The organism is Corynebacterium singulare (genome assembly GCF_000833575.1).
Classification (GTDB): domain Bacteria; phylum Actinomycetota; class Actinomycetes; order Mycobacteriales; family Mycobacteriaceae; genus Corynebacterium; species Corynebacterium singulare.
Map to the genome: position 1 here is coordinate 2,608,977 of NZ_CP010827.1, position 20,993 is coordinate 2,629,969.

The window sequence follows — 20,993 nt, forward strand, 5'->3', positions numbered from 1 at the left end:
CATGCCGCCGGGCTCTACCAGGTCAGGGGTTTCGGCAAGAATTAGCGCGAGCGGAGCGGGTTTTAGCGTGAGCGGAGCGGGTATTAGCGCGAGCGGAGCGGGAGCCAGCGCGAGCGGAGCGGGCGGGGTCGGCAGCTTGACGGGGCAGAGAGCGCGGAACAATGATGCGGCCGCGGGAGGCCGCTAGGGAGCGGAGCAAGTCGCGGCCCGGGACCTCCACCAGCACATAAGTCGCGGCAGACAGCGCGCAGCTCACGACCACCGTAAAGACCAGCACCACCGCGAAGTCCCAGGCAGAACCAGAAAAAGCCGAAACGCCTAAGAGCGGGAAGGCGATGGCCAGCACCGCCACGTGCCACAGGAAAACCCCGTAAGACCAGCGGCCCAGCGCCCGCATCCACTCGGAAGACAGCCAGCTCTGACGCGGCGCGAGCGCCACCGGCACCACGATGCAGGCCCCGCACACAGCCCCCACCGCAATGCGGCGCGCGAACTCATCCGGGGCCGGGTGAACTAGGCCCTGCGGGCCAAACCATTCGCGGCTCGCCAGCCACACGCAGCCCAAAGCCACCGCCCAGCAGGCAGGACGGACGATGCGACCTGCGCGCACGCGCACCCCGGCCGCTTCCGCCTCCGCCGCCAGCATGCCCACCGCGAACCACGAGAAGTACGCCGGCGGCCAAATCTGCGTGTTGACCTGGCCTGATTCATACGAGGCCACAAAGGGCAGGAAGCCCCACCCGAGGCTCAGCAGACCGGCAACAGCAATAAACGCCACCCGCCCACGCGCTGACAACTTATCCAACCCCCAGGCCAGCAGTGGCAACACCGCGTAAAAAGCGAACTCCACGCTCAGCGACCACAACTGCGTCAGCCCCGGAACCAGCCCATCGGCGATATACAGCTGCGTGCCGGTCAGGTTGGTGAGGAGTTGAGGGAGGGAGAGGGGGGAGGCGTCGGGAAGCAAGGCGAGTACCGCCACCACGCACACCACATACAACGGCGCCAAACGCGCCACACGGGAAAGAAAATACTGCCCCACCGTGTGCGCATGCCGCCGGCGCCACAGCAAAAAACCGCTGAGCACGAAGAAAACCGCCACCCCGTAGTCCAAGCGCTCGGCCCAGGCCCAGCCGGTGGCCGTCTGGAAGGACACGTGCGTGACCACGACCGCCAGGGCCGCCAGCGCACGCACGCCTTCGAGCTCGGGGAGAAAGCGCATGACCCACTACGATACTATTTCTGCAGTGATTCTCTTCGACCGATCGGAGCTAACGTGTTCCTTCGCTCCCGCCTAGCGCAGGTGACCATTGCCGCTGCGGTCTTCCTCATTCTCGGATCTGTTCTGCCGCCGCTCTACAACAATCAGGCACGGCCCCTGGCCACGAACCTCAACCTCGAGGTCCGCGTGGAGCAGGACGGAGTCGAGTTCACCCGCCACACCACCACCTCCCCGGCAGAGAAGGATTCGGTGACCCGCGCGCAGTCCACCACGGATCTCGTCGCGGATGGCGAGACCATCGCGCACATCACCGAGGATTCCCTGCTCAACCGCGAATCCACCTACCCGGTAGCCGGCCCGAACACGACGCAGCACATCGAGCTTCCCGCCTTCGACGTCCAAGTGGAGGACCGCATTGAGCGCGATGGAATGAGCTATTTCTTCCCCGCCGGCGCGGAGCAGCGTTCCTATCCTATCTTCGACCCGCTGGCCCAGGCCGCCGCTCCCATCGATTTTGTGCGTGATGAGAAACTCGACGGCATCCCCACCTACGTCTTTTACCAAGATGTCGCCCCGGTCTCACTTCTTGAGGTCTTTTCCTTCGATGCCCACCAAGCCGGCCCTGCCAGCGATTTCTATTCCCCGTCGTCGCTCGAGCGCTATAACCTCAAGCCAACGTCCCATGTCATCCTCGAGCCTTTTTACGCCGTGAGCCGCACCGTGTGGGTGGAGCCGACCACCGGAACCATTGTCAATGAGGAGGAGCATCCGCGCATCTTTTGGGCCACGGATTCCCACCAGGCCCAGGCAATGGTTGAGGCCGATGACACAAAGGAGCGTGCGCTTCTCGACGTCCCCCTCACCTGGCCCGACTCCACCCGCACCGCTCGCCTTGATGCGGTGCGCCGCGTCATCGAGACGGTCAAAGTGTTGAGTATTGTCGGCTGGCTGGGCAAGACCAGTGGCGTGGTGTTGTTGGCGATTGCGGCCGCGATGTTTATGCGCCGCCGTGCCCAGAGCGCTTAAGGTGGCGCGGGGCGTGTCCGCCAGCAGCGCAGTGCGCTGGGCCCTTCGGGTCTGGGGTGTGGTGCTCGTTCTCGCGGTGTGCTGGCCCTTTCTCCTGCCCGGTGAGTTTGTGTGGCGCGATATGGTGCTGCTGGACCAGCCGGCGTTGACCGCCTCCGCCTTCGGTTCCGGTGATCTGCCCGCGCGCAATGCCCCGCAGGATGGCGTGCTGGCCCTTGTCGGTGGGGCGTGGCTGGCGCGAGTCTTCGTTCTTGGTGCAGCCAGTGCTGCCGCGTGGTCAGCGTGCCGTTGGTCCCTGGGCCGCGCCCACCCCAGCCCCTGGGCGGCGGCCGCAGCGATGGCCTGTGCGGTGGCCAATCCTTTCGTCATTGAGCGGCTCCTGCAGGGCCAGTGGTCACTGGTGGTGGCGGCGTGGTTGGCTCCGGTGATCGCGTGGGGGTGCCTAAACGGTCATCCGCGTACGGCATGGCTGGCGCTGTGGGCCTCGTCCTTGACGCCCACCGGCGGGGTCTTCGGGGCGCTGAGTGCGGTTCTCTGTGAGCGCGAAGGGCGCAGGCGGTGGCTCTTCGCCGGCGGTTCAGTTCTCCTGTGGCTGCCGTGGGCGGTCCCCAGCCTCCTCAGCGGCAGCTCCCGCGCCGCGGGCGATCCGGCGGCGCAGGCCGCGGCCTTTGCTCCACGCGCGGAGGCTTACGCGGGGACGGTCGGCTCGCTGCTCGGCTTTGGTGGCATCTGGAACGCCGCGGCCGTTCCGGCTTCCCGCGAGGCGGGCTTCGCGCTGGTCGGATTGGTGGTCGCCGTGCTGGCAGTCCTGGGTGCTTCCAGCCTTGATCGCGGTGAATTGCGCCCACTCGCGGTGCTTGCGGCGGTGGGCATGGGCCTGGCCATCCTCGGCGGGATTGCACCTGGGGTCACCGCCTTCGCCGTGGAACATATCCCCGGCGCGGGCCTTCTTCGTGATTCCTCCAAGCTCACCCTGCTCGCCTTGCCGCTGGCCGTGGCGGGCATCGGGGCGCTGCACCGCCTGCCCGCCGCGCTAGCCATCTGCGCGTGTCTCCTCCAAGCCCCCGATGCGCCGCGGGAGCTCGCTGTGCTTCGGCCCCACGACACCGGTGTGGACCACCAGCTGGTAGAGGAACTCGATGGGCGCCTGACCTACTTTGTGGACCGCCCCGCCATGGTCGAGGTCCCCGGCGGCATCGCCCTCGACCCCTACTCCAAGGCCACGAACAAGCTGGATTCCGGCGCGCTCACCGTCGACGGCACCGTGGTAGACCACCCTTCGCCCCGCTACCTGGCCGCCGCCGCAGCCTGGGCGGAGCGCGACCTCGACCGGCTGGAAGAACTCGGAGTGGGCGTAGTGGTTGAGGGCGGTCGCATCGTGGCCACCACCGACGCCGCACCCCAGCCGGCACCGTGGATGCTTAGCGCCGCCTGGTGCGCACTTCCGCTTCTAGCAGTTCTTCGAAACGCGCGCCGGTCTTCTCCCAGGAATACGTAGCGGCCAGCTCGCGGGCGGCGGCTCCCAAACGATGGCGGAGGGACGGGTCCTCAACAAGCTTCTGGACCGCCTGCGTAAACTCCGCCTCGCGCTGCACCAGCACCCCGGTCTTCCCATCAATGACGCTGTCTTGCAGGCCGAAGGCATACCCCACTGTGGCAACCCCATGTTGGGCCGCCTCCATGACTGCCAGACCCCAACCTTCTTTGCGGGAGGGCATGAGGTGAACATCGGCGCGGGCAAGCAGCGCATGTTTGTAGTCCTCGGTGACCTGTCCGCGAAAGCGGACGCGGTCCTCCACGCCGCGGGTCCGGGCGTACTCGCGCAGGTGGGATTCCCACCAGCCGGAACCGATGACGTCGAGAAGCGCGCCCGGAATCCTGGCCACGGTGTCCATGGCATGCTCGATCTGCTTGTGCGGCACCAGGCGTGACAAGGTCACCAGGTGGATGTCAGCCTCGCGCTCTAGGGTAGGCACGTGCTCCGGCAGAGGATCGACGCCATTTTCAATGATGTGCGCGCCGTGAATTCCCAACTTCTCAAGGTCGCGCTTCGAGGCCTCCGACACCGTCACCCACGTGTTGCCACGGTAGAGCACCGGCACCACGCGGGATTCCAGGAACCAGCCCAGCCGCGCCAAGATGGGCCCAGCCACCGGCCACTGCTCGCGGTGGCAATGATGCGTGAGGATGACAACAGGCACGCGGGTGGCCAGGCGTGCGAAGAACGGAATGCCGTTGTGAGTGTCCACCACCACGTCAATGCCACGCATATCGCGCGTGCCGAACAGCAGCGCCAGCAGCGCACGCGGGTAGACGCTGAACTTGGCGCCAGCGCGCGAATAGAGCACACCGTTGCGGCGCTCGCGTTTGGCCGCATTCATGTGGCGAGCGGTGCGAAAGACCACCTCGTGCCCCTGGGCCGCCAGGTATTCGCCCACGCGCTCAAGGTAGCGCTCGGATCCGCCGCCTTGCGGGTGGGTGGAATCGCGCCAACAGAGTAGAAGGATTTTCATGTCGAGGAACTAGCCTAGTGGGTTATGAAACGCACCCGTGCCATGGCCACCCTGCGCCGCTCGTGGCGGTTGCTGCGCTCCTTCCGCTTCGAACAGACTGCGCCCGCGGTATTTTATGGCGGTCTGGCTGACGACACCGCCGCGCTTATCGACGCCCTCTGCCACGACCACTCCCTCTCCCTTCACGGTGCGCGCGTGCTCGACGTCGGCGGCGGGCCCGGCTATTTCGCTTCAGCTTTTGCCCAGCGCGGGGCCAGTTACGTGGGGCTGGAGCCGGACGCGGGCGAGATGGCAGCCGCGGGTATTGAGGTAGCCCATGCCGTGCGCGGCGATGGCACCCGCTTGCCCTTCGCGGATAACACCTTCGACATCACGTATTCCTCCAACGTGGCTGAGCACATCCCTCACCCGTGGGACATGGGTGAGGAGATGCTGCGCGTGACCAAGCCCGGCGGGCTGGTGATCCTCAGCTACACAGTGTGGCTGGGGCCCTTCGGCGGGCATGAGACCGGCCTCTGGGAGCACTACGTGGGCGGTGAGTTCGCCCGTGACCGCTACACCCGCCGCCACGGCCACCCACCGAAGAACGTCTTCGGCACCTCACTGTTTGCGCTCTCCGCCCGCGAGGGCCTGGACTGGGCGCGCCGCGTGAGTGCACGCGGCGCCAAGCTTGTTGCAGCTTTTCCGCGCTACCACCCGTGGTGGGCCTGGTGGGTGGCAAAGGTGCCAGTGCTGCGAGAATTCCTCACTTCTAACCTGGTCCTCGTCCTGCAGGCCGAGCCGTGAAAACAGCGAAGGCTCCCCGCAGATTCAGCGGGGAGCCTATAGCGCAGGGAGGCTAATTAGCTAGCAGCCTCAACGCGCTCCTTGAGGGCCTTGAACTGATCCCACACCTCAGACGGCACGCGGGAGCCCAGGAAGTGCAGGTACTCCTTGTTGTCTTCCATGTCGCCAGCCCAGTCGGCCGGGTTCACGGCCAAGGCCTCGCGGACGTCTTCGATGTCGAAGTCCAGTCCGGTGAGGTCGATGTCCTCCGGGCGGGCGGTGTGGCCCACGACGGTCTCCACGGCCTCGACATTGCCCTCGATGCGGTCAATGATCCACTTGAGAACGCGAGAGTTCTCACCGAAGCCCGGCCACAGGAAGCGGCGGTCCTCACCGCGGCGGAACCAGTTGACCAGGAAGATCTCCGGCATGCGGTCGCCGCCTTCCTTGCCCATGTCGATCCAGTGCTGCAGGTAGTCACCGGCGTTGTAGCCCATGAACGGCAGCATGGCCATCGGGTCGTGGCGGAGAGCGCCGACCTTACCCTCAGCAGCCGCGGTCTGACCGGAGGAGAGCAGGGAGCCGATCATGGTGCCGTGGTTCCAGTCGAAAGCCTGGGTCACCAGCGGAACGGTGTCCGCGCGGCGGCCGCCGAAGAGGATGGCGTCAATCTTGACGCCCTTCCAGTCATCAAACTCCGGAGCAGCGGACGGGCACTGGGTAATCGGCACGCAGTAGCGGGAGTTCGGGTGGGCAGCCTTGGTGGTGGAAGACGGAGTCCAGTCATTACCGTGCCAGTCGATGAGGTGCTCTGGGGCCTCGCCCATGTCCTCCCACCAGACATCGCCGTCGTCGGTCAGCGCGACGTTGGTGAACAGAGTGTTGCCCGGTTCCATGGACTTCATAGCAATGGGGTTGGACTCATAGTTGGTGCCAGGTGCCACACCGAAGAAGCCGTTCTCCGGGTTGACGGCGTAGAGACCGTCCTCACGCAGGTGCATCCAGGCAATGTCGTCACCGACAACCTCAGCCTTCCAGCCCGGGATGGTCGGGGTAATCATGGCGAGGTTGGTCTTACCACAGGCAGACGGGAAGGCGGCTGCGATGTGGTACTTCTTGCCCTCCGGGTTGGTGAGCTTCAGGATGAGCATGTGCTCAGCCATCCAGCCCTCTTCCTTCGCCATGACGGAAGCGATACGCAGCGCGAAGCACTTCTTAGCCAGGATGGCGTTTCCACCGTAGCCGGAGCCGTAGGACCAGATTTCCTTGGTCTTCGGGAACTGGGTGATGTACTTCTTGTCATTGCACGGCCAAGCGACGTCCTCCTGGCCCGGCTCCAGCGGAGCGCCCACGGAGTGCAGGGCGTGAACGAACTCGCCGTTCTCACCAATCTTGTCCAGCGCCTGCTGGCCCATGCGGGTCATGATGCGCATGGAGAGCACGACGTAGGGCGAATCGGTGAGCTGCACGCCCAGCTTGGGGTCCGGGTCGCTAATGGGGCCCATGCAGAACGGGACGACGAACATGGTGCGGCCCTTCATGGAGCCGCGGAAGGCCTCCGTCATCTCTTCCTTCATCGCTGCCGGCGGGGCCCAGTTGTTGGTGGGGCCTGCGTCCTCAGCGGTTTCGGTACAGATGAAGGTGCGGGACTCCACGCGGGCGACGTCCGACGGGTTGGAGCGCGCGAGGTAGGAGTTCGGGCGCTTCTCCTCGTTAAGCTTGATGAGGGTGCCCTTCTCTACGAGCTCGGCAGCGAGGCGGTCAGCCTCCTCCTGCGAGCCATCAACGAACACGACCTCATCCGGCTGGAAGAGCTCAACGTTCTCACTGATCCACGAGATGAGCTTCTCATTCTTCGTGGGCAGTTCACCTACAAGGCCTGGAATAGTTGCGGTCATTTCACATTCTCCTGTGTTCGGTAGGCCGGGGCACTTCTTGGCGCCGGTGGAGAACGCTCCTCCATCGACGTCTCACCAACCAGAATACGGACACAGGTGCTACCAGGATGTGTAACAAAGGCCACGCTGGTTATATCCACCCAGCTCAGACCGCTTTAGCCGAGGATAAAGGACTGTGGAATAGGGCATAACACTGCGGGAAATCCCCCTTCATGGGGGTAAAAATTCCCACACGAGCACATCCCGTACGGGCGTACTTTTACCCCCGGCGCGTCCGATCGGGCATCATCGGACTTTTCTGCACGGCGCGGCACGTTGCCTCAAACACCTGCTTAAGGGAAAGATGTAAGCTGATGAATAGCGCAGACTCTTCCCCGAATCCCGCCGCCGAGATGCCGCACGGCCGCGGCTTCCAGACGGACTTCAACACCGAGTTCGACAACGATCTGGACTACCCACGCCTAGGCAACGTCACCTTCCGCCGCGGCACACTGACGGACAACCAGAATGCCCTCTTTGAGGAACACTGGCCCAAGCTGGGGCAGATGCTTTCCGACGTCCCCCTCGACATCCCCTCCTGGTTCGGCCACGACGGCGCGAAGACCATCGTGGAGATTGGCTCCGGTACCGGTACCTCCACCGCGGCCATGGCGCCACTGGAGAAGGACACCAACATCATCGCGGTGGAGCTTTACAAGCCGGGCCTGGCCAAGCTGTTGGGCTCCATCGTGCGCAATGACATTGAGAACATCCGTATGGTGCGCGGCGATGGCATCGAGGTACTCATGCGCATGATTGCCCCGGAGTCCCTCGACGGCATCCGCATCTTCTTCCCGGATCCGTGGCCGAAGGCCCGCCATCACAAGCGCCGCATTATCCAATCCGGGACGCTCAACCTGTTCGCCTCCCGCCTGAAGAAGGGCGGCGTGCTGCACGTGGCCACCGACCACGCTGGCTATGCCGAGTGGATTGATGAGCTAGTGCGGGTCGAGCCCTCCCTGGGTTACAAGGGCTGGCCGTGGCCGGAGTGCCCCATCCTCACCGACCGCCAGGTCATCACCAAGTTTGAGGGCAAGGGTCTAGACAAGGAACACGTCATCACCGAGTACCTGTGGGAGAAGAAGTAATGGCCGGAACCTATCTCCTGGTATGGGATGCCCCCAACATGGACATGGGGCTTGGCGCCATCCTGGGCGGGCGCCCCACCTCCGCACACCGTCCGCGCTTTGATGCGATTGGCCGCTGGCTCGCCGAGCTAGCCCGAGACAATGACGCCACCCCGGAAGCCGCGGTCTTCACCAACGTCAGCCCCGGCGGCGCTGACGCCATCCGCCCGTGGGTGGAGGCCATCCGCAACGTTGGCTTCGCCGTCTTTGCCAAACCCAAGCTCTCCGAGGATGATGACGTCGATCCCGACATGGTGGAGCACATCAAGGCCAACCGCGAGAACCTCTCCGGCGTCATCGTGGCGTCTGCCGACGGCCAGAATTTCCAGCACCTGCTGGAACAGCTCGCGGAATCCGGCCTGCCCACCTGCGTGCTGGGCTTCCACGAACACGCCTCCTGGGCCGTGACCCACCCGGAGATTGAATTTGTTGACCTCGAAGACATCGAGGGTGTCTTCCGCGAGCCGCTGCCCCGCGTCAACCTGGACAACCTGCCCCCAGGCGGTGCCTGGCTGCAGCCTTTCCGCCCGCTGTCCGCGCTGCTGCAGCGCGGGCCCGAGCACAGTTAGGAGCCACAGTGTTTTATTCCTGGGGGCGCTTCTCCTACGCGCACCGCAAAGCCATTCCCTTAGTTCTCGTCGGCCTTATCCTGGTGCTCTTCTTCGGCTTCGGCACCCGCTTAAGCGACCGGATGAGCCAGGAGGGCTGGGAGGATCCGGGGGCGGCGTCGACAAGCGCGGCACAGATTGAGCTCGACACCTTCGGCCGTGACAATTCCGGCGACGTCATCCTCCTCTTTGAGGACCCCGATGCCCACGCCGCCGAGGCCACCGCCTTCCTGGAGGACCTCAAATCCCAGCACCCAGGGCAGATTGACTCCGTGACCAGCTACTTCGATTCACGTAACCCCAATCTCATCACGCGGGACCACTCCAGGGCCTTCGCCGCCATTGGGCTCAAAGGCGACGGTGAGCAGACCCTCAAGGACTTCCGCGCCATCGAGGACTCGCTCCACGCCAGCGACCTGCCCGTGCAGGTAGCGGGTGCCACTGCCGTGGCTGACGCGCTGGATGAGGGCATGGCCCAGGACATCTCCCGCGCGGAGAAGGCCGCCCTGCCGCTCGTGGGCCTGCTGCTGCTCGTGGTTTTCGGCTCCGTTGTCGCGGCGTTTATGCCGCTCGTGGTGGGCGGGCTGTCCATCCTCGGATCGCTGGGCATCCTCTCCGTGTTGGCCGGCTTCCTGCAGGTCAACGTGTTTGCTCAGGCAGTCGTCACGCTGCTGGGACTAGGCCTGGCCATCGACTACGGCCTCTTCATGGTTTCGCGCTTCCGCGAGGAGCTGGATAAGGGCCGCGACACCAAGGAGGCCGTAGCAATAACCACCGCCACCGCGGGCCAGACCGTGGTCTTCTCCGCCGCCATGGTGGCCGTGTCCCTATCGGGGCTTTTCCTCTTCCCGCAGGCCTTCCTCAAGTCCGTGGCCTATGGCTCCATTTCCGCGGTGGGCCTGGCCGCGCTGCTTTCCGTTATGGTGCTGCCGTCACTGTTCGGCATGCTGGGCCACAACATTGACAAGTGGACCGTGCGCAAGACTTCACGCCGCGGGCGCCGCATCGAGGACACGTGGTGGTACAAACTACCACGCTGGGCCATGCGCCGCGCGGGGCTGATGACCGCTGCCATCTGCGCCCTGCTCATTGCGCTGACGCTGCCGGTACTGGGCGTGAAATTTGGCGGCATCAACGAAACCTACCTGCCGCCGGATAACGACGTGCGCGTGGCCCAGGACCAGTTCAACGAGGACTTCCCCTCCTTCCGCACCGAACCGGTCAAGCTCGTGGTGAAGAATGCGACGAATGAGCAGCTTGTAGACGTCGTCATGCAAGCCCGCTCCATCCAGGGCCTCACCGAACCGATGGGCCCGAAGACCGCGACTGTCGACGGCACCACCGTCCTCGGCGCCGGCATCCAGGACCGCGAGGACTACGGGCGTATCGTCCACGAGCTCGAGAACATCGAGGCTCCCGAGGGCGTCGAACTTTACGTCGGCGGCACGCCGGCCATGGAGGTCGAGTCCCTCGACGCGCTCTTTGAGACCCTCCCCTGGATGGCCCTCTACGTGGTGTTGGCCACCTTCCTCCTCATGGCGCTGGTCTTCGGCAGCTTCATCCTGCCGCTCAAGGCCATTATCATGACGTTGCTTTCCCTGGGCGCAACGTTGGGCATCTTGACGCTCATGTTCGTCGACGGCCTGGGCTCTGGCCTGTTCAACTACACCGCGGGCCCGCTCATGAGCCCGATCCTGGTGCTCATCATCGCCATCGTCTTTGGCCTGTCCACGGACTACGAGGTCTTCCTGGTCTCCCGCATGGTGGAGGCCCGCCGTAAAGGTGCGTCCACGGACGAGGCCATCGCCGCGGGCACCGCCCACACCGGCGGCATCATCACCGCGGCCGCGCTCATCATGATTGTCGTCGCCGGTGCCTTCGGTTTCTCCGACATCGTCATGATGAAATACATCGCCTTCGGCATGATTTTCGCGCTGCTTATCGACGCCACCATCGTCCGCATGCTCCTCGTCCCCGCCGTCATGCACCTGCTGCGCGAGGACAACTGGTGGGCACCGCGCTTCCTCACTGGCCTGACCCACCGCCTTGGCGGCGACTCCCCCGAGCCCGCCGCTGCACAAGAGCCTGCTGTGCCGGAGCCTACCGTGGCGGAGCCTACCGGGGCGGAGCCTGCTGCCGCCGCGAGCCCGGCGCCAACACCTGCAGCCAGCCAGGCGCCGGCTGAGGAGGGGGCGTCGCCAAGCAGCGCGAACGATGCGGCCGTGCGAGGTGACCGCAGCGCCGACACGGACGAGGAACTCATCCCCTTCACCGAACTGATGCGGCGCCTGAACTCCACGGATAAACGATGAACAAGAAGTGGATCACCTGGATAATCTCCCTGGTTATCCTGGCCGCGCTGGCGTGGTTCTTCCGCGACCAGCTCGACTTCATCACCGAAGGTCTGCGCCGCCTGCGCCACGCCGAACCTTTCCCCGTGGTGCTCGTCGTGGTCTTTGCGCTGCTCTCCATCGCCGGCATGGCCGAGGTGATGAAGCGTCTCATTGGCGCCGGCGGCGTCAACGTTCCGCTGCGCGAGACCTACGCCATCACCCTGGCCTCCAACGCATGGTCCACGACCCTTCCGGCGGGCCCGGCGTTCTCCGCAGTGCTGACCTTCCAGGTGCAGCGCCGCTGGGGCGCGTCGGTGGCGCTGTGCAGTTACTTCCTGTTCTTGTCCTCGGTCATTAGCTCAATGTTCCTCGCGCTCATCGGACTCGGCGGGGTGTTTTTCCTCAACGCGGATATGGCTCTAGGTTCGCTGATTACCACCATCGTTCTCATGCTTGCCGCGCTTGGCGGAATTTTTTGGCTGACCTCCCACCCGGTGACCCTCGAGCGCTGGCTGCGCAAGCTTCACCCGGGGGCTACCCGGGATCGAGTCATCCAGGAAGTCCGCAACTTGGGCGAGGTCCACCTCTCGCGCGGCCCCTTTGCCGTGGTTGCCGGGGCGTCGCTGGTGCACCGTTTGGCAGATATGGCCGCATTGTGGGCGTCGGTGTGGGCGGTGACCGGGGAGATCCCGTGGCTGCGTGCTGGTGCGGACGACACCACAATTGCCGGTGTTGCCCTGGCTTTCCTCGCCGCAAAACTGGCCGGCTCCGCACAGGTCACGCCAGGCGGTTTGGGCACGGTTGAGGCCGCACTTATTGCTCCGCTGGTTGCGACGGGTCTGACCGTGGTGCATGCCACCTCCGCGGCCATCATCTACCGGCTTATTTCCTTTGCGCTCATCACTATCATTGGATGGGTCATCTACTTCGCCCACTACGCCCGCGATGGCTTCTCCTACGCGGCGCTGAACCAGAAGGAATCCTAAATGCGCGTTGCCCCGCTTATCGACGTCCTCGCCCTCGCCCTCTTCGCCATCCTCGCCCGCCTGGCGCATGGCGGTTTGAGCTTGAGCACATGGTTCGATGCCTTCTGGCCGTGGACTGCGGGAGCGATTGTGGGCTGGCTTATCATCATGGCCACGAAGCTTGGCGGCCTGTGGAAGCAGGGAGCCGTGGTGTGGGTGAGCGCCATCCTTGGCGGCATGGCCCTGTGGGTGCTGGTCAATGGCCGCCTGCCGCACTGGTCCTTCCTCATCGTGGCCACGGTCATGTCCGCGCTGCTGCTCTTTGGCTGGCGCGCCATCGCTACTGTTACCTCCCGCTCCCGCGCTTAGTATCCGGCTTCGCCATTTCCTCTAGCCTGTTTTCTTCCCTTCACAAGACGCGCTCACGTGTTAGGGAGGCACCCGCCAGCCAGGCTTGCCACGCTTACAACCAACCATAGTCACCCCCTTTGAGCTGGGAGTTTGCCGTTCCAGTTGCGGGGTAGGTGGAGGGGGTTTAGTGTGTGAGCCATGAAGTTGGGGGACTTACTCGGGGTACTCGCTCGCGGCATGCACGTCGTTTCCTTGTGCGCGGGCCACACGCTCGATGAAATGATCGCACTCGGCGCCACTCCGCGCGTAGCGCGGCAGTTGGATGCGTTGCACCGCGTGTATTTTGGGCAGACCGCGTTCACCGCTAAGCAGCGTCGCGCGCGGAACACCAACCACGCACTGGATACGCTGCTCACCATCGAAAGACATGTTGCGCGGGTGAAGGATTCCCGTAAAGCCTGGGACCTCCGAGTGGAGTTGTGTGAGACGCCGGTGGGTGAGATTGCTGCTGTGGCACGACGCCGGCTGGCGGAACTTAAGCCCCAGCCCTCCCCGGGCGTGCGCGTGCGCCGCAGCGCGACTGGTATGCACAGCATCACCATTACAGACCGCCCGCGAGCGATCGCGGACATGGTCGGCACACTCCGAGCGACCAACGATGACCTGCTCAAAGCCGCACACGACGTCTTCGCGGGTTCCGGTGCACCGAGGCCGGCGCTGCATGCACATGTCATTGTGCGCCTCGACGAGCTTGACACGATTGTGCGCGGCGAGGGCGATGACATCATCCTGCAGGCTACCGACGGCGGCACCATGACCGGCGCGGAATTTCTCCGCACGCAGTTTGCCGATCGAGGCTTTGTCTCGCTCTTCCACCCGGTCGAGGGGCCGGTGAATCTGTATTACGGGAGCCGTTTTGCCAACGAGAAGCAGCGGCTGTTACTCAGCGCAGAGCACCCGACGTGTGCCTGGCTCGGCTGTACACGACCAGCTGCGGAGTGCCAGATGCACCACATTCAACGCTGGCAGGATGGCGGGCCTACCAACGTGGCCAATCTGGTTCCTTTATGCCAGTACCACAACGCCATTAATGATGACGACCCCACTCGCCCTACCGGCCGGGGTCGAGTCGACCGCATCAACGGCAGAGTCCATTGGTTGCCGCCCGGTGGCGGTCCTCCAGTTCCCAGCCCCAGTCCTGCCTGGCGCTAAAACACTGATCGAAAAAGCCCCTCCAAAGGAGGGGCTACAGGCGCTGGTCTGCGACTACTTCGAGCTCAGAGAGGAACCGGAGACCGAGACACCGGCGCGGTTGAGCAGCATGATGACGAGGTTGATGATGTCGCCACCGAGGTCAATAACGCTAGAGAGCATGATAATTCTCCTTTATTCGATTACCTAGACTTTATGTCTATCGTGCGAGGATGCCCTCGACGTTACGCCCCTGCAAGAAAACCGGCATACAGCCGGGGAGCACAACCGGCGCTAGAGCGGGGAGATGGTGTGCTTCTTCGGCAGGTCCTTCTCCTGCTTATCAGCAAGCTGGCGCAGCGCGCGGCGCAGGGCTAGGCGCGACTCGGAGGGCTTAATCATGCCATCGAGGTAGCCGCGCTCCGCGGCGACATAGGGCGCGGTCATGGTCTCATCGTAGAAATCCATGAACATCTTCTTCGTCATGGCGCGCTGCTCCGGGGTTTCGGCGGCCTCGAGCTGCTTGCCGGCAATCATGACCACGGCTGCGGCCGAGCCCATGACGGCAATCTGGGCCGTCGGCCACGCCAGGTTGATGTCACCGGTCAGGTTCTTCGAGCCCATCACGGCGTAAGCACCGCCATAGGCCTTGCGCACGATGAGCGATACCTTCGGCACGGTGGCCTCCACCACGGCGAACGCAAACTTCGCGCCACGGTGAATCAGACCAGCCTTCTCCTGGTCCACGCCTGGCAGGTAGCCCGGCGTATCCACTACGAAGACCAGCGGGATGTTGTAGGCATCGCAAATACGGATAAAACGCCCACCTTTATCGGCGGCGTCCGCGTCAATGCAGCCCGCCGAATGCATCGGGTTGTTCGCCACAAAGCCCACGGCCTTGCCGTCGATGCGGCCGAAGGCGGTGATGACGTTGGGCGCGTAGTTTTCTTGGATTTCGATGAGCTCGTCATCGTCGCCAAGCTGCGTGAGCAAATCCATCATGTCATAGCCGGCGTTCGTGTCATCCGGCATGAAGGAATCCAGCTCGGTGTCCTGGGCCACCTCCTCATCAGAGGGCGCGTCAAAGACAGGCGCCTCATCGAAGCAGGTCAGCGGCAGGTGGTCCAGCAAGTCACGAACCAGGTCGAAGGCATCATCCTCCGAGGGCACCACGACGGACACGTTGCCGTTGAGCTCCTGCTGACGCGCGGAACCGAGATCGTGCGAGGAAATCTCCTCACCCGTGACCTCTTTAATCACGTTCGGTCCCGTCACGTACATCTCCGCCTCACCGTCGACGGCGATGATGAAGTCCGTGGTCACCGGCGCATACACCGCACCACCGGCGGACTTGCCCATCATGATGGAAATCTGCGGGCTGCGGCCACTAAGCGGGAGCTGGCGGCGGGCAATCTCGGAATACATGGCCAGGGACGTCACCGCATCCTGGATGCGCGCACCACCGGAATCCTGGATACCGATGACCGGGCAGCCTATCTTGATAGCCAAATCCATGATGTCGGTGACCTTCTTACCAAAGGTCACGCCCACGGAACCGCCGTAGACGGTCTTGTCGTGCGCATAGATGCACACCGGGCGGCCGTTGATGCGGCCGTGGCCGGTGACCACGCCATCGGAGTAAATCGCGTCCGGGTCGCCGGGGGTTTTGCCTAGGGCACCGGTTTCGACGAACGAGCCTTCGTCGAGAAGCGCGGCGATGCGTTGGCGCGGCGTCGAGCGGCCGGCCTCGTCGCGGCGGGCACGGGAGCGTTCACTACCGGGGTCCTGGGCGCGCTCGAGGCGCTCGCGCAGGTCCGCTAGCTTGTCGGCGGTGCTAGTCACTTGCGAATCTTCTCCTCGATCCAATCCTCCATGTGCTTGCCCACGATACCGATTGCCGGCTCGTCGGGAACCGCCAGGTGGTCGCCGGGCAGCTGCACAATCTCCAGATTCTTCACGATAACGCCCCAGCCGCCGTCCGGGTTAATCTCCGCGTACGCTGGCTCGAGCTCGATGGCGCCGTCATGCATGCGCTCGGAGCGGAACAACAGCACCGGCACGCTTACCGACGCCCACCTTCCCATATCCAGCGACCCCAAAATCTGGTTGTCCACGAAGGACGCACGCTGGTGCTCGAGTACGCCGGCGGACAGGCCGTGCTCGGAGGCGTCGGTAGAGGTGAGGAACTCGGCGAGCATGGCCATAAGCGCATCTTCGCCGACGGTTTCCAGCATCTCGTAGGGCGGGTCGAAGTCGAGGCCGTAGGTCTTCTTGGCAAAGGCCGCGTAGCGGCCCCAGCGGGCCTTGGTTTCCTCGAGGGTGTCCGGCGCTGGGTGGGCGGGCTGGGTGGTATCCAGCAGCGCGATGAAGGCGACCTCGGCGGAGTCCTCGCCGCGGGCGGCGCGCTCCTGCAGCTGGTAGGCCACCTCGTAGGCCAGCGCGCCGCCAAAGGACCAGCCGCCGAGCACGACCTTGCGGCCGCGCGCGTAGTGCAGGATGTCCTCGATGTAGGCGGCGGCGCGGTCCTCCAGGCTGCCTTCAAGGCGCTCGACGCCGTACACGGCGACGTCGGCAGGCAGGCGGCGGGTCAGCGGCTGGTAGACCACCGTCGTGCCGCCGGCCGGGTGGAACATGAAGACGGCGGGGCCGTCGGCCTCGCGCAGGACGCGGATGTTGCCTTCGACCTCGGTTTCCAGGCCCTCGCGGACCAGGTCTGCGAGGTTTTCCAAGGCGTCGGCCTCGTGGACTTGCTGTGCGGTGACCTCGATGCCGGCGCGCTCCGTGAGGCGCTCAGCAATCTGGGCGGCCACCTCGTCGCTCACCTCCGGCAGCGCAGAGGTCACGCCGGCCGCGGCCTTACCCGTGAAGGTGGCCCAGGTGCCAAACACCATGCGCTCGGAAGCATCGCGCGGGGCCACGCCCACGCCCTCAGCCTCGCCGTCGCGCTCACCGTCGTTCTGCGCTCCATCCGCGCCGCGGTTGTCACCGCGCAGCTCATCCGCGCCGCCCTTCGCGCTCACGGTGGCGGCTTTTCCGGCGGAGTCGTCGCTCTCGGTGAGCGCGAAGGGTGCGGTGGCCTGGGCCGGGGTCGCGTCGGCCGGGGTGGTGGCGTCAGAGGCATCAGCAGCAGGCGCGGCAGGGGTCTGCTCGGCGACGGCGTCCTCGACCATGGTGATGACGTCGGCGAGGGAGGCGTCGCGAAGCGCCTGCACCTGCAGCGGCGGGATCTGGAAGTCATTCTCCACGCGGTTCTTGATGCGCATGCCCATCAGCGAATCCAGTCCCAGGTCAATGAGCGGCAGCTCGCGCGGCAGGTCAGAGACGTCATAGCCCATGGACTCCGAGACAATGAGGGACAGGCGCTCCTCCACCGTTTCCTTCGCAGGGTCCCAGCGCACGGCGTCGACGCCCACCTCAGGATCAGCGAACTGCGGCGCGGTCACGGCCTGTGCCAGAGTCGGCTCCGGAGTGACAGCGGGCGCTGGAAGGTTGAGGGTCGAGGCAAAGCCTTCCGCAATGAGCTTGGTCGACGCACCGTCGACAAAGTGCACCGCTACCGATAGGCCGCCCAAGGTACGGCGCACGATGGTGGTGACCTCACCCTTCGCGGGAAGATCGAGGTGCTCCTCGCTGGCGGCAATCTGCGCACCCGGGGTCACGGCCTCGGCGGCGGCTTCCAGCAGCGCGAGTGCACTCGGTGCCTGGTCCGCATTCGTGGAGAAGGCCACGGCCCCTTCCGGCAGGGTGACGCGCGCACCAGGCAGGCCGGACACACCGGAGGACGGGCGGGCGTTGGTCCAGAAGCGCTGGCGGCGGAAGCGGGTGGAGGGGGCGTCGACAAGCGCGCCCGAACCGAAGACCTTCGTGTACTCCACCGGAGCACCCGAGGCATAGAGCTTGGACAGCAAATCCAGCAGGGACTCGGTGGGATCGACCTTGCGCTTGAGACTGTAAAGCAGCTGCGCATCCGCCTTGCCCGCGGCAAAAGCGGTGGACATGAGGCCCATGAGTGCAATCGGATTCGGGGAGATCTCCACAATCTGCGTGTGGCCCGCATCAAAGGCCGACTCGGTCGCATCCTGCAGGTAGACGGAGTGGCGCGTCATGCGGATCCAGTAGTCCGCATCGTGCACGACGGTCCCTGGGCGGTAAGCCTTGCCGCGGTCCACGGAGGAAAACAGCGTGGTGTGCAGCGGTCGGGCCTCAATGCCGGCGATTTCGGCATAGAGCTCACCCAGCAGCGGGTCCACGGCGGAAGTGTGGCCGGCGGCCTTGACGTTGAGGGCGCGGGCGAACTTGCCTTCACCTTCGAGTTTTTCCACCAGGGCGAGGACTTCCTCGCGCGGGCCGCCCACGGTGGTCATACCGGGGCCGGTGTAGACGGCGGGCTCGATATGTCCAGGTAGGGCGTCGATCTCCTCGGCGGAGAGTTCGACGACGGCCATGGCGCCCTGTTGGTCGTCGGCAAGCGAGGCCTCGCCCTCGCCCATGAGGCGCGCGCGGTGGCAGGCAATGAGCATGGCATCCTCGGCGGTGATGCCGCCGGAGGCGTAGGCCGCACCGATTTCACCCATGGACATGCCGATGACACCAGCCGGGCGGACGCCGAACGCGGCGAGCAGGTCCGTCAGCGCAATCTGGATGGCGGTAATCGCCACCTGCGCGGTCTCGGTGTTGTAGGTCTGGGAATCATCGTGGACCAGTTCCAGGATGGACCAGCCGGACTCATAGGCCACGATGGCGTCGAGCTCCTCCAGGCGCTGTTTAAACAGCGGGGAGATCTCGATCATGTCCTTGGCCATCTTGCGGTGCTGCGAGCCGAAGCCGGAGTACATGAAGACCGGGCCGTGCACCGTCGGGGAATCCGCCGCGGCGATGCCCACGGAGACGGTTCCCTCAGACACCTGACGCAGGCGTTTGATGGCCTCTTCGCTTGACGACGCCACCACCACCGCCCGCGACCTTCCATGGTTGCGGCGGGCGAGGGTGCGGGCCAGGGAGAGCAGGTTCGGGTCCTCGGCCTCGATGTAATCCGCAAGGTCGGCCGCGGCGGCTGCGCGGCGCGAGGGCAGCAAGCCGGAGACCGGCAAGGCCACCGGCTGGCCTTCACCGACGGCGACCTGCGGGGCGTCCTGGCGGGTCAGCCCGCGGTAATCGGTGAGGACGACGTGCGCGTTGGTGCCGCCAAAGCCGAAGCCGGAGACGCCGGCGATTTTCTGGCCGGAATATTCGGGCCACTCGCGCGGGTCCTCGACCACTTCGAGGTGTTCAGCGTCAAAGTCGATGTAGCGGTTGGGGCCGGCGTAGTTGATGTTCGGTGGGATGACGCCGTGGCGCATACCTTCGATGACCTTGATGAGGCCGACGACACCTGCGGCGGATTCGGAGTGACCGATGTTGGTCTTGGCGGAGCCCAGGAGGGTCGGTGTCGCGGCCTGGCGGCCTGGGCCGAGCACGCGGCCCAGCGCAGTGGCCTCGATGGGGTCACCGAGGATGGTGCCGGTGCCGTGGGCCTCAACATAGTCCACATCCTGCGGGCGGATGCCGGCATCGGCATAGGCGCGCTCGAGGACATCAACCTGCGCCTCCGGGTTCGGGGCGGTGAGGCCGTTGGAGTGGCCGTCGGAGTTGACGGCGGAGCCCTTGATGACGGCGGCGATGGTGTCGCCGTCGCGTTCGGCGTCGGCAAGCCGCTTGAGCACCAGCACGCCGGCGGCATCCGCGCGGACGATGCCATCGGCGTCATCAGAGAAGGCGTGGATGGCGCTCGTGGGCGAGGTGACACCCAACTCGCTGAAGCCGATGGAGGCGTGCGGGGAGGACAGGATGTTGACGCCGCCGGCCAGGGCCACGTCCGCCGCGCCCACGCGCAGGTCCTTGACCGCCTGGTTGACTGCCACGAGGGAGGCAGAGCAGGCGGTATCCACGTTGATGGACGGTCCGCGGAGGTCAAAAGCGTAGGACAGGCGGTTGGCAATGATGGCAGACGACGTGCCTGTCATGGCGTAGGGGTGCATCTCCGCCGGGTCCGCGGTGATGAGCATGCCGTAGTCATTGTTGGTGGAGCCCATGTAGACACCGGTGGCGGTGCCGCGCAGCTGGTTGGCGGGCACTCCGGCGTCCTCGAGAGCCTCCCAGGCCACCTCGAGGAGGATGCGCTGCTGCGGGTCCATATTGGCCGCCTCCAGCGGGGAGAGGCCGAAGAATTCAGCGTCGAAGCTGGCGATGTCCTCGATATAGCCACCGTCGGTGTTCTGTTGCGCCATCTTCTCGCTGGTAATTGGGTCGGAGGAGTACTCCGACCAACGGCCGACAGGCAGCGGTCCGGTACCGGGGCGGCCCTCAGCCAGCATGTCCCAGAACTCGGCGACGTTCTTGGCCCCTGGGAAGCGACCAGCATAGCCGATGACGGCGATATCGCCGCCCTCGATGAGTGGTGTCTGTGTCTGCCCTGACGTTGCTTGCGGCGCCTCGGGAGTTGCGCCGTTGACGAGGCGATCCGCCAGCTGCGCAATGGTGGGGTACTCATAGGCCACGGTCGGCTCGAGTTTAATGCCGAGGAGGTTTTCTAATTCGCCGGAAAGAACCACGGCGTCGCGCGAGGACAGCCCGAAGTTCTCCAGCGGCTTGGTGTCCGTGATTTCCTCGGCGGACAGGCCGGTGGTCTGCGCAACCCAGGTGCGCAGCCAGCCACGAAGCTCTTCAACGGTCATAAATCTTTAGCTTTCTAACGCGGACTATGTGCAAGGTCGGTCGATTTTGCGCAGCACGAAGGCGCGCTCGACGACGCTTCTATCAGAGTTATCGGACGATTATCTCACTTCGTTAACTTGAGTTTCATAACCGACATGCCCTTATGTTCCCCCACCTGCGAAAACCCGGTTGAGTTCCACATACGTGCGTGTGGAACCGTAGCGCCCCAGCGGCTGAGGTTGACACAGACCGACAAGAGCCC

General features: G+C 64.9%; 14 protein-coding genes. 9 read left to right on the forward strand and 5 right to left on the reverse strand.

The window, feature by feature from the left end; genetic code table 11:
* Nucleotides 1–22: 22 nt before the first annotated feature.
* Nucleotides 23–1,222 (reverse strand): acyltransferase family protein, encoded by a 1,200-nt coding sequence (locus tag CSING_RS11950; RefSeq protein WP_084226216.1) that lies wholly within the window; start codon nt 1,220–1,222, stop codon nt 23–25.
* Nucleotides 1,223–1,276: 54 nt separating this feature from the next.
* On the opposite strand from CSING_RS11950, the gene CSING_RS11955 reads away from it, so the two are divergent.
* A complete protein-coding gene (locus tag CSING_RS11955; protein ID WP_042532602.1) occupies nt 1,277–2,248 on the forward strand; it encodes a DUF3068 domain-containing protein in 972 nt (323 codons plus the stop codon).
* Nucleotides 2,249–2,261: 13 nt separating this feature from the next.
* Nucleotides 2,262–3,746: a hypothetical protein gene (locus CSING_RS11960; RefSeq protein WP_042532604.1), complete on the forward strand. Its 1,485-nt coding sequence runs from the start codon at nt 2,262–2,264 to the stop codon at nt 3,744–3,746.
* On the opposite strand, the gene CSING_RS11965 is transcribed toward CSING_RS11960, so the two are convergent.
* Nucleotides 3,670–4,761 (reverse strand): glycosyltransferase family 4 protein, encoded by a 1,092-nt coding sequence (locus CSING_RS11965; RefSeq protein ID WP_042532605.1) that lies wholly within the window; start codon nt 4,759–4,761, stop codon nt 3,670–3,672. The genes CSING_RS11960 and CSING_RS11965 overlap by 77 nt on opposite strands.
* A gap of 24 nt (nt 4,762–4,785) precedes the next feature.
* On the opposite strand from CSING_RS11965, the gene CSING_RS11970 reads away from it, so the two are divergent.
* Nucleotides 4,786–5,547 (forward strand): class I SAM-dependent methyltransferase, encoded by a 762-nt coding sequence (locus CSING_RS11970; RefSeq protein WP_042532607.1) that lies wholly within the window; start codon nt 4,786–4,788, stop codon nt 5,545–5,547.
* A 56-nt stretch (nt 5,548–5,603) separates the two neighbouring features.
* Here CSING_RS11970 and CSING_RS11975 read toward each other — a convergent pair whose 3' ends face one another.
* Nucleotides 5,604–7,424: a phosphoenolpyruvate carboxykinase (GTP) gene (locus CSING_RS11975; protein WP_042532609.1), complete on the reverse strand. Its 1,821-nt coding sequence runs from the start codon at nt 7,422–7,424 to the stop codon at nt 5,604–5,606.
* Between the two features lie 353 nt (nt 7,425–7,777).
* On the opposite strand from CSING_RS11975, the gene trmB reads away from it, so the two are divergent.
* From trmB to CSING_RS12005, 6 genes are all read left to right on the forward strand, one after another.
* Entirely contained in the window at nt 7,778–8,551 is a 774-nt protein-coding gene (gene trmB / locus CSING_RS11980; RefSeq protein WP_042532611.1) for a tRNA (guanosine(46)-N7)-methyltransferase TrmB, read from the forward strand.
* Entirely contained in the window at nt 8,551–9,159 is a 609-nt protein-coding gene (locus tag CSING_RS11985) for an NYN domain-containing protein (RefSeq protein WP_042532613.1), read from the forward strand. The genes trmB and CSING_RS11985 overlap by 1 nt, the downstream gene beginning before the upstream one ends.
* 8 nt (nt 9,160–9,167) lie before the next feature.
* Nucleotides 9,168–11,510: an MMPL family transporter gene (locus CSING_RS11990; RefSeq protein WP_042532615.1), complete on the forward strand. Its 2,343-nt coding sequence runs from the start codon at nt 9,168–9,170 to the stop codon at nt 11,508–11,510.
* Nucleotides 11,507–12,517, forward strand: coding sequence for a lysylphosphatidylglycerol synthase transmembrane domain-containing protein (locus CSING_RS11995; RefSeq protein WP_042532618.1), 1,011 nt, complete (start codon nt 11,507–11,509; stop codon nt 12,515–12,517). The genes CSING_RS11990 and CSING_RS11995 overlap by 4 nt, the downstream gene beginning before the upstream one ends.
* Entirely contained in the window at nt 12,518–12,865 is a 348-nt protein-coding gene (locus tag CSING_RS12000; protein WP_042532620.1) for a DUF3054 domain-containing protein, read from the forward strand.
* A gap of 180 nt (nt 12,866–13,045) precedes the next feature.
* Nucleotides 13,046–14,059 carry an HNH endonuclease signature motif containing protein gene (locus CSING_RS12005; RefSeq protein WP_042532623.1) on the forward strand — a complete coding sequence of 338 codons (1,014 nt, stop codon included), beginning with the start codon at nt 13,046–13,048 and terminating at the stop codon, nt 14,057–14,059.
* 273 nt (nt 14,060–14,332) lie between these two features.
* Here CSING_RS12005 and CSING_RS12010 read toward each other — a convergent pair whose 3' ends face one another.
* Together CSING_RS12010 and CSING_RS12015 are read right to left on the reverse strand one after the other, a co-directional pair.
* Complete coding sequence (locus CSING_RS12010) at nt 14,333–15,880, reverse strand: acyl-CoA carboxylase subunit beta (protein WP_042532625.1); 1,548 nt, start codon at nt 15,878–15,880, stop codon at nt 14,333–14,335.
* Nucleotides 15,877–20,751, reverse strand: coding sequence for a type I polyketide synthase (locus tag CSING_RS12015; RefSeq protein WP_042532627.1), 4,875 nt, complete (start codon nt 20,749–20,751; stop codon nt 15,877–15,879). The genes CSING_RS12010 and CSING_RS12015 overlap by 4 nt, the downstream gene beginning before the upstream one ends.
* Nucleotides 20,752–20,993: the final 242 nt, after the last annotated feature.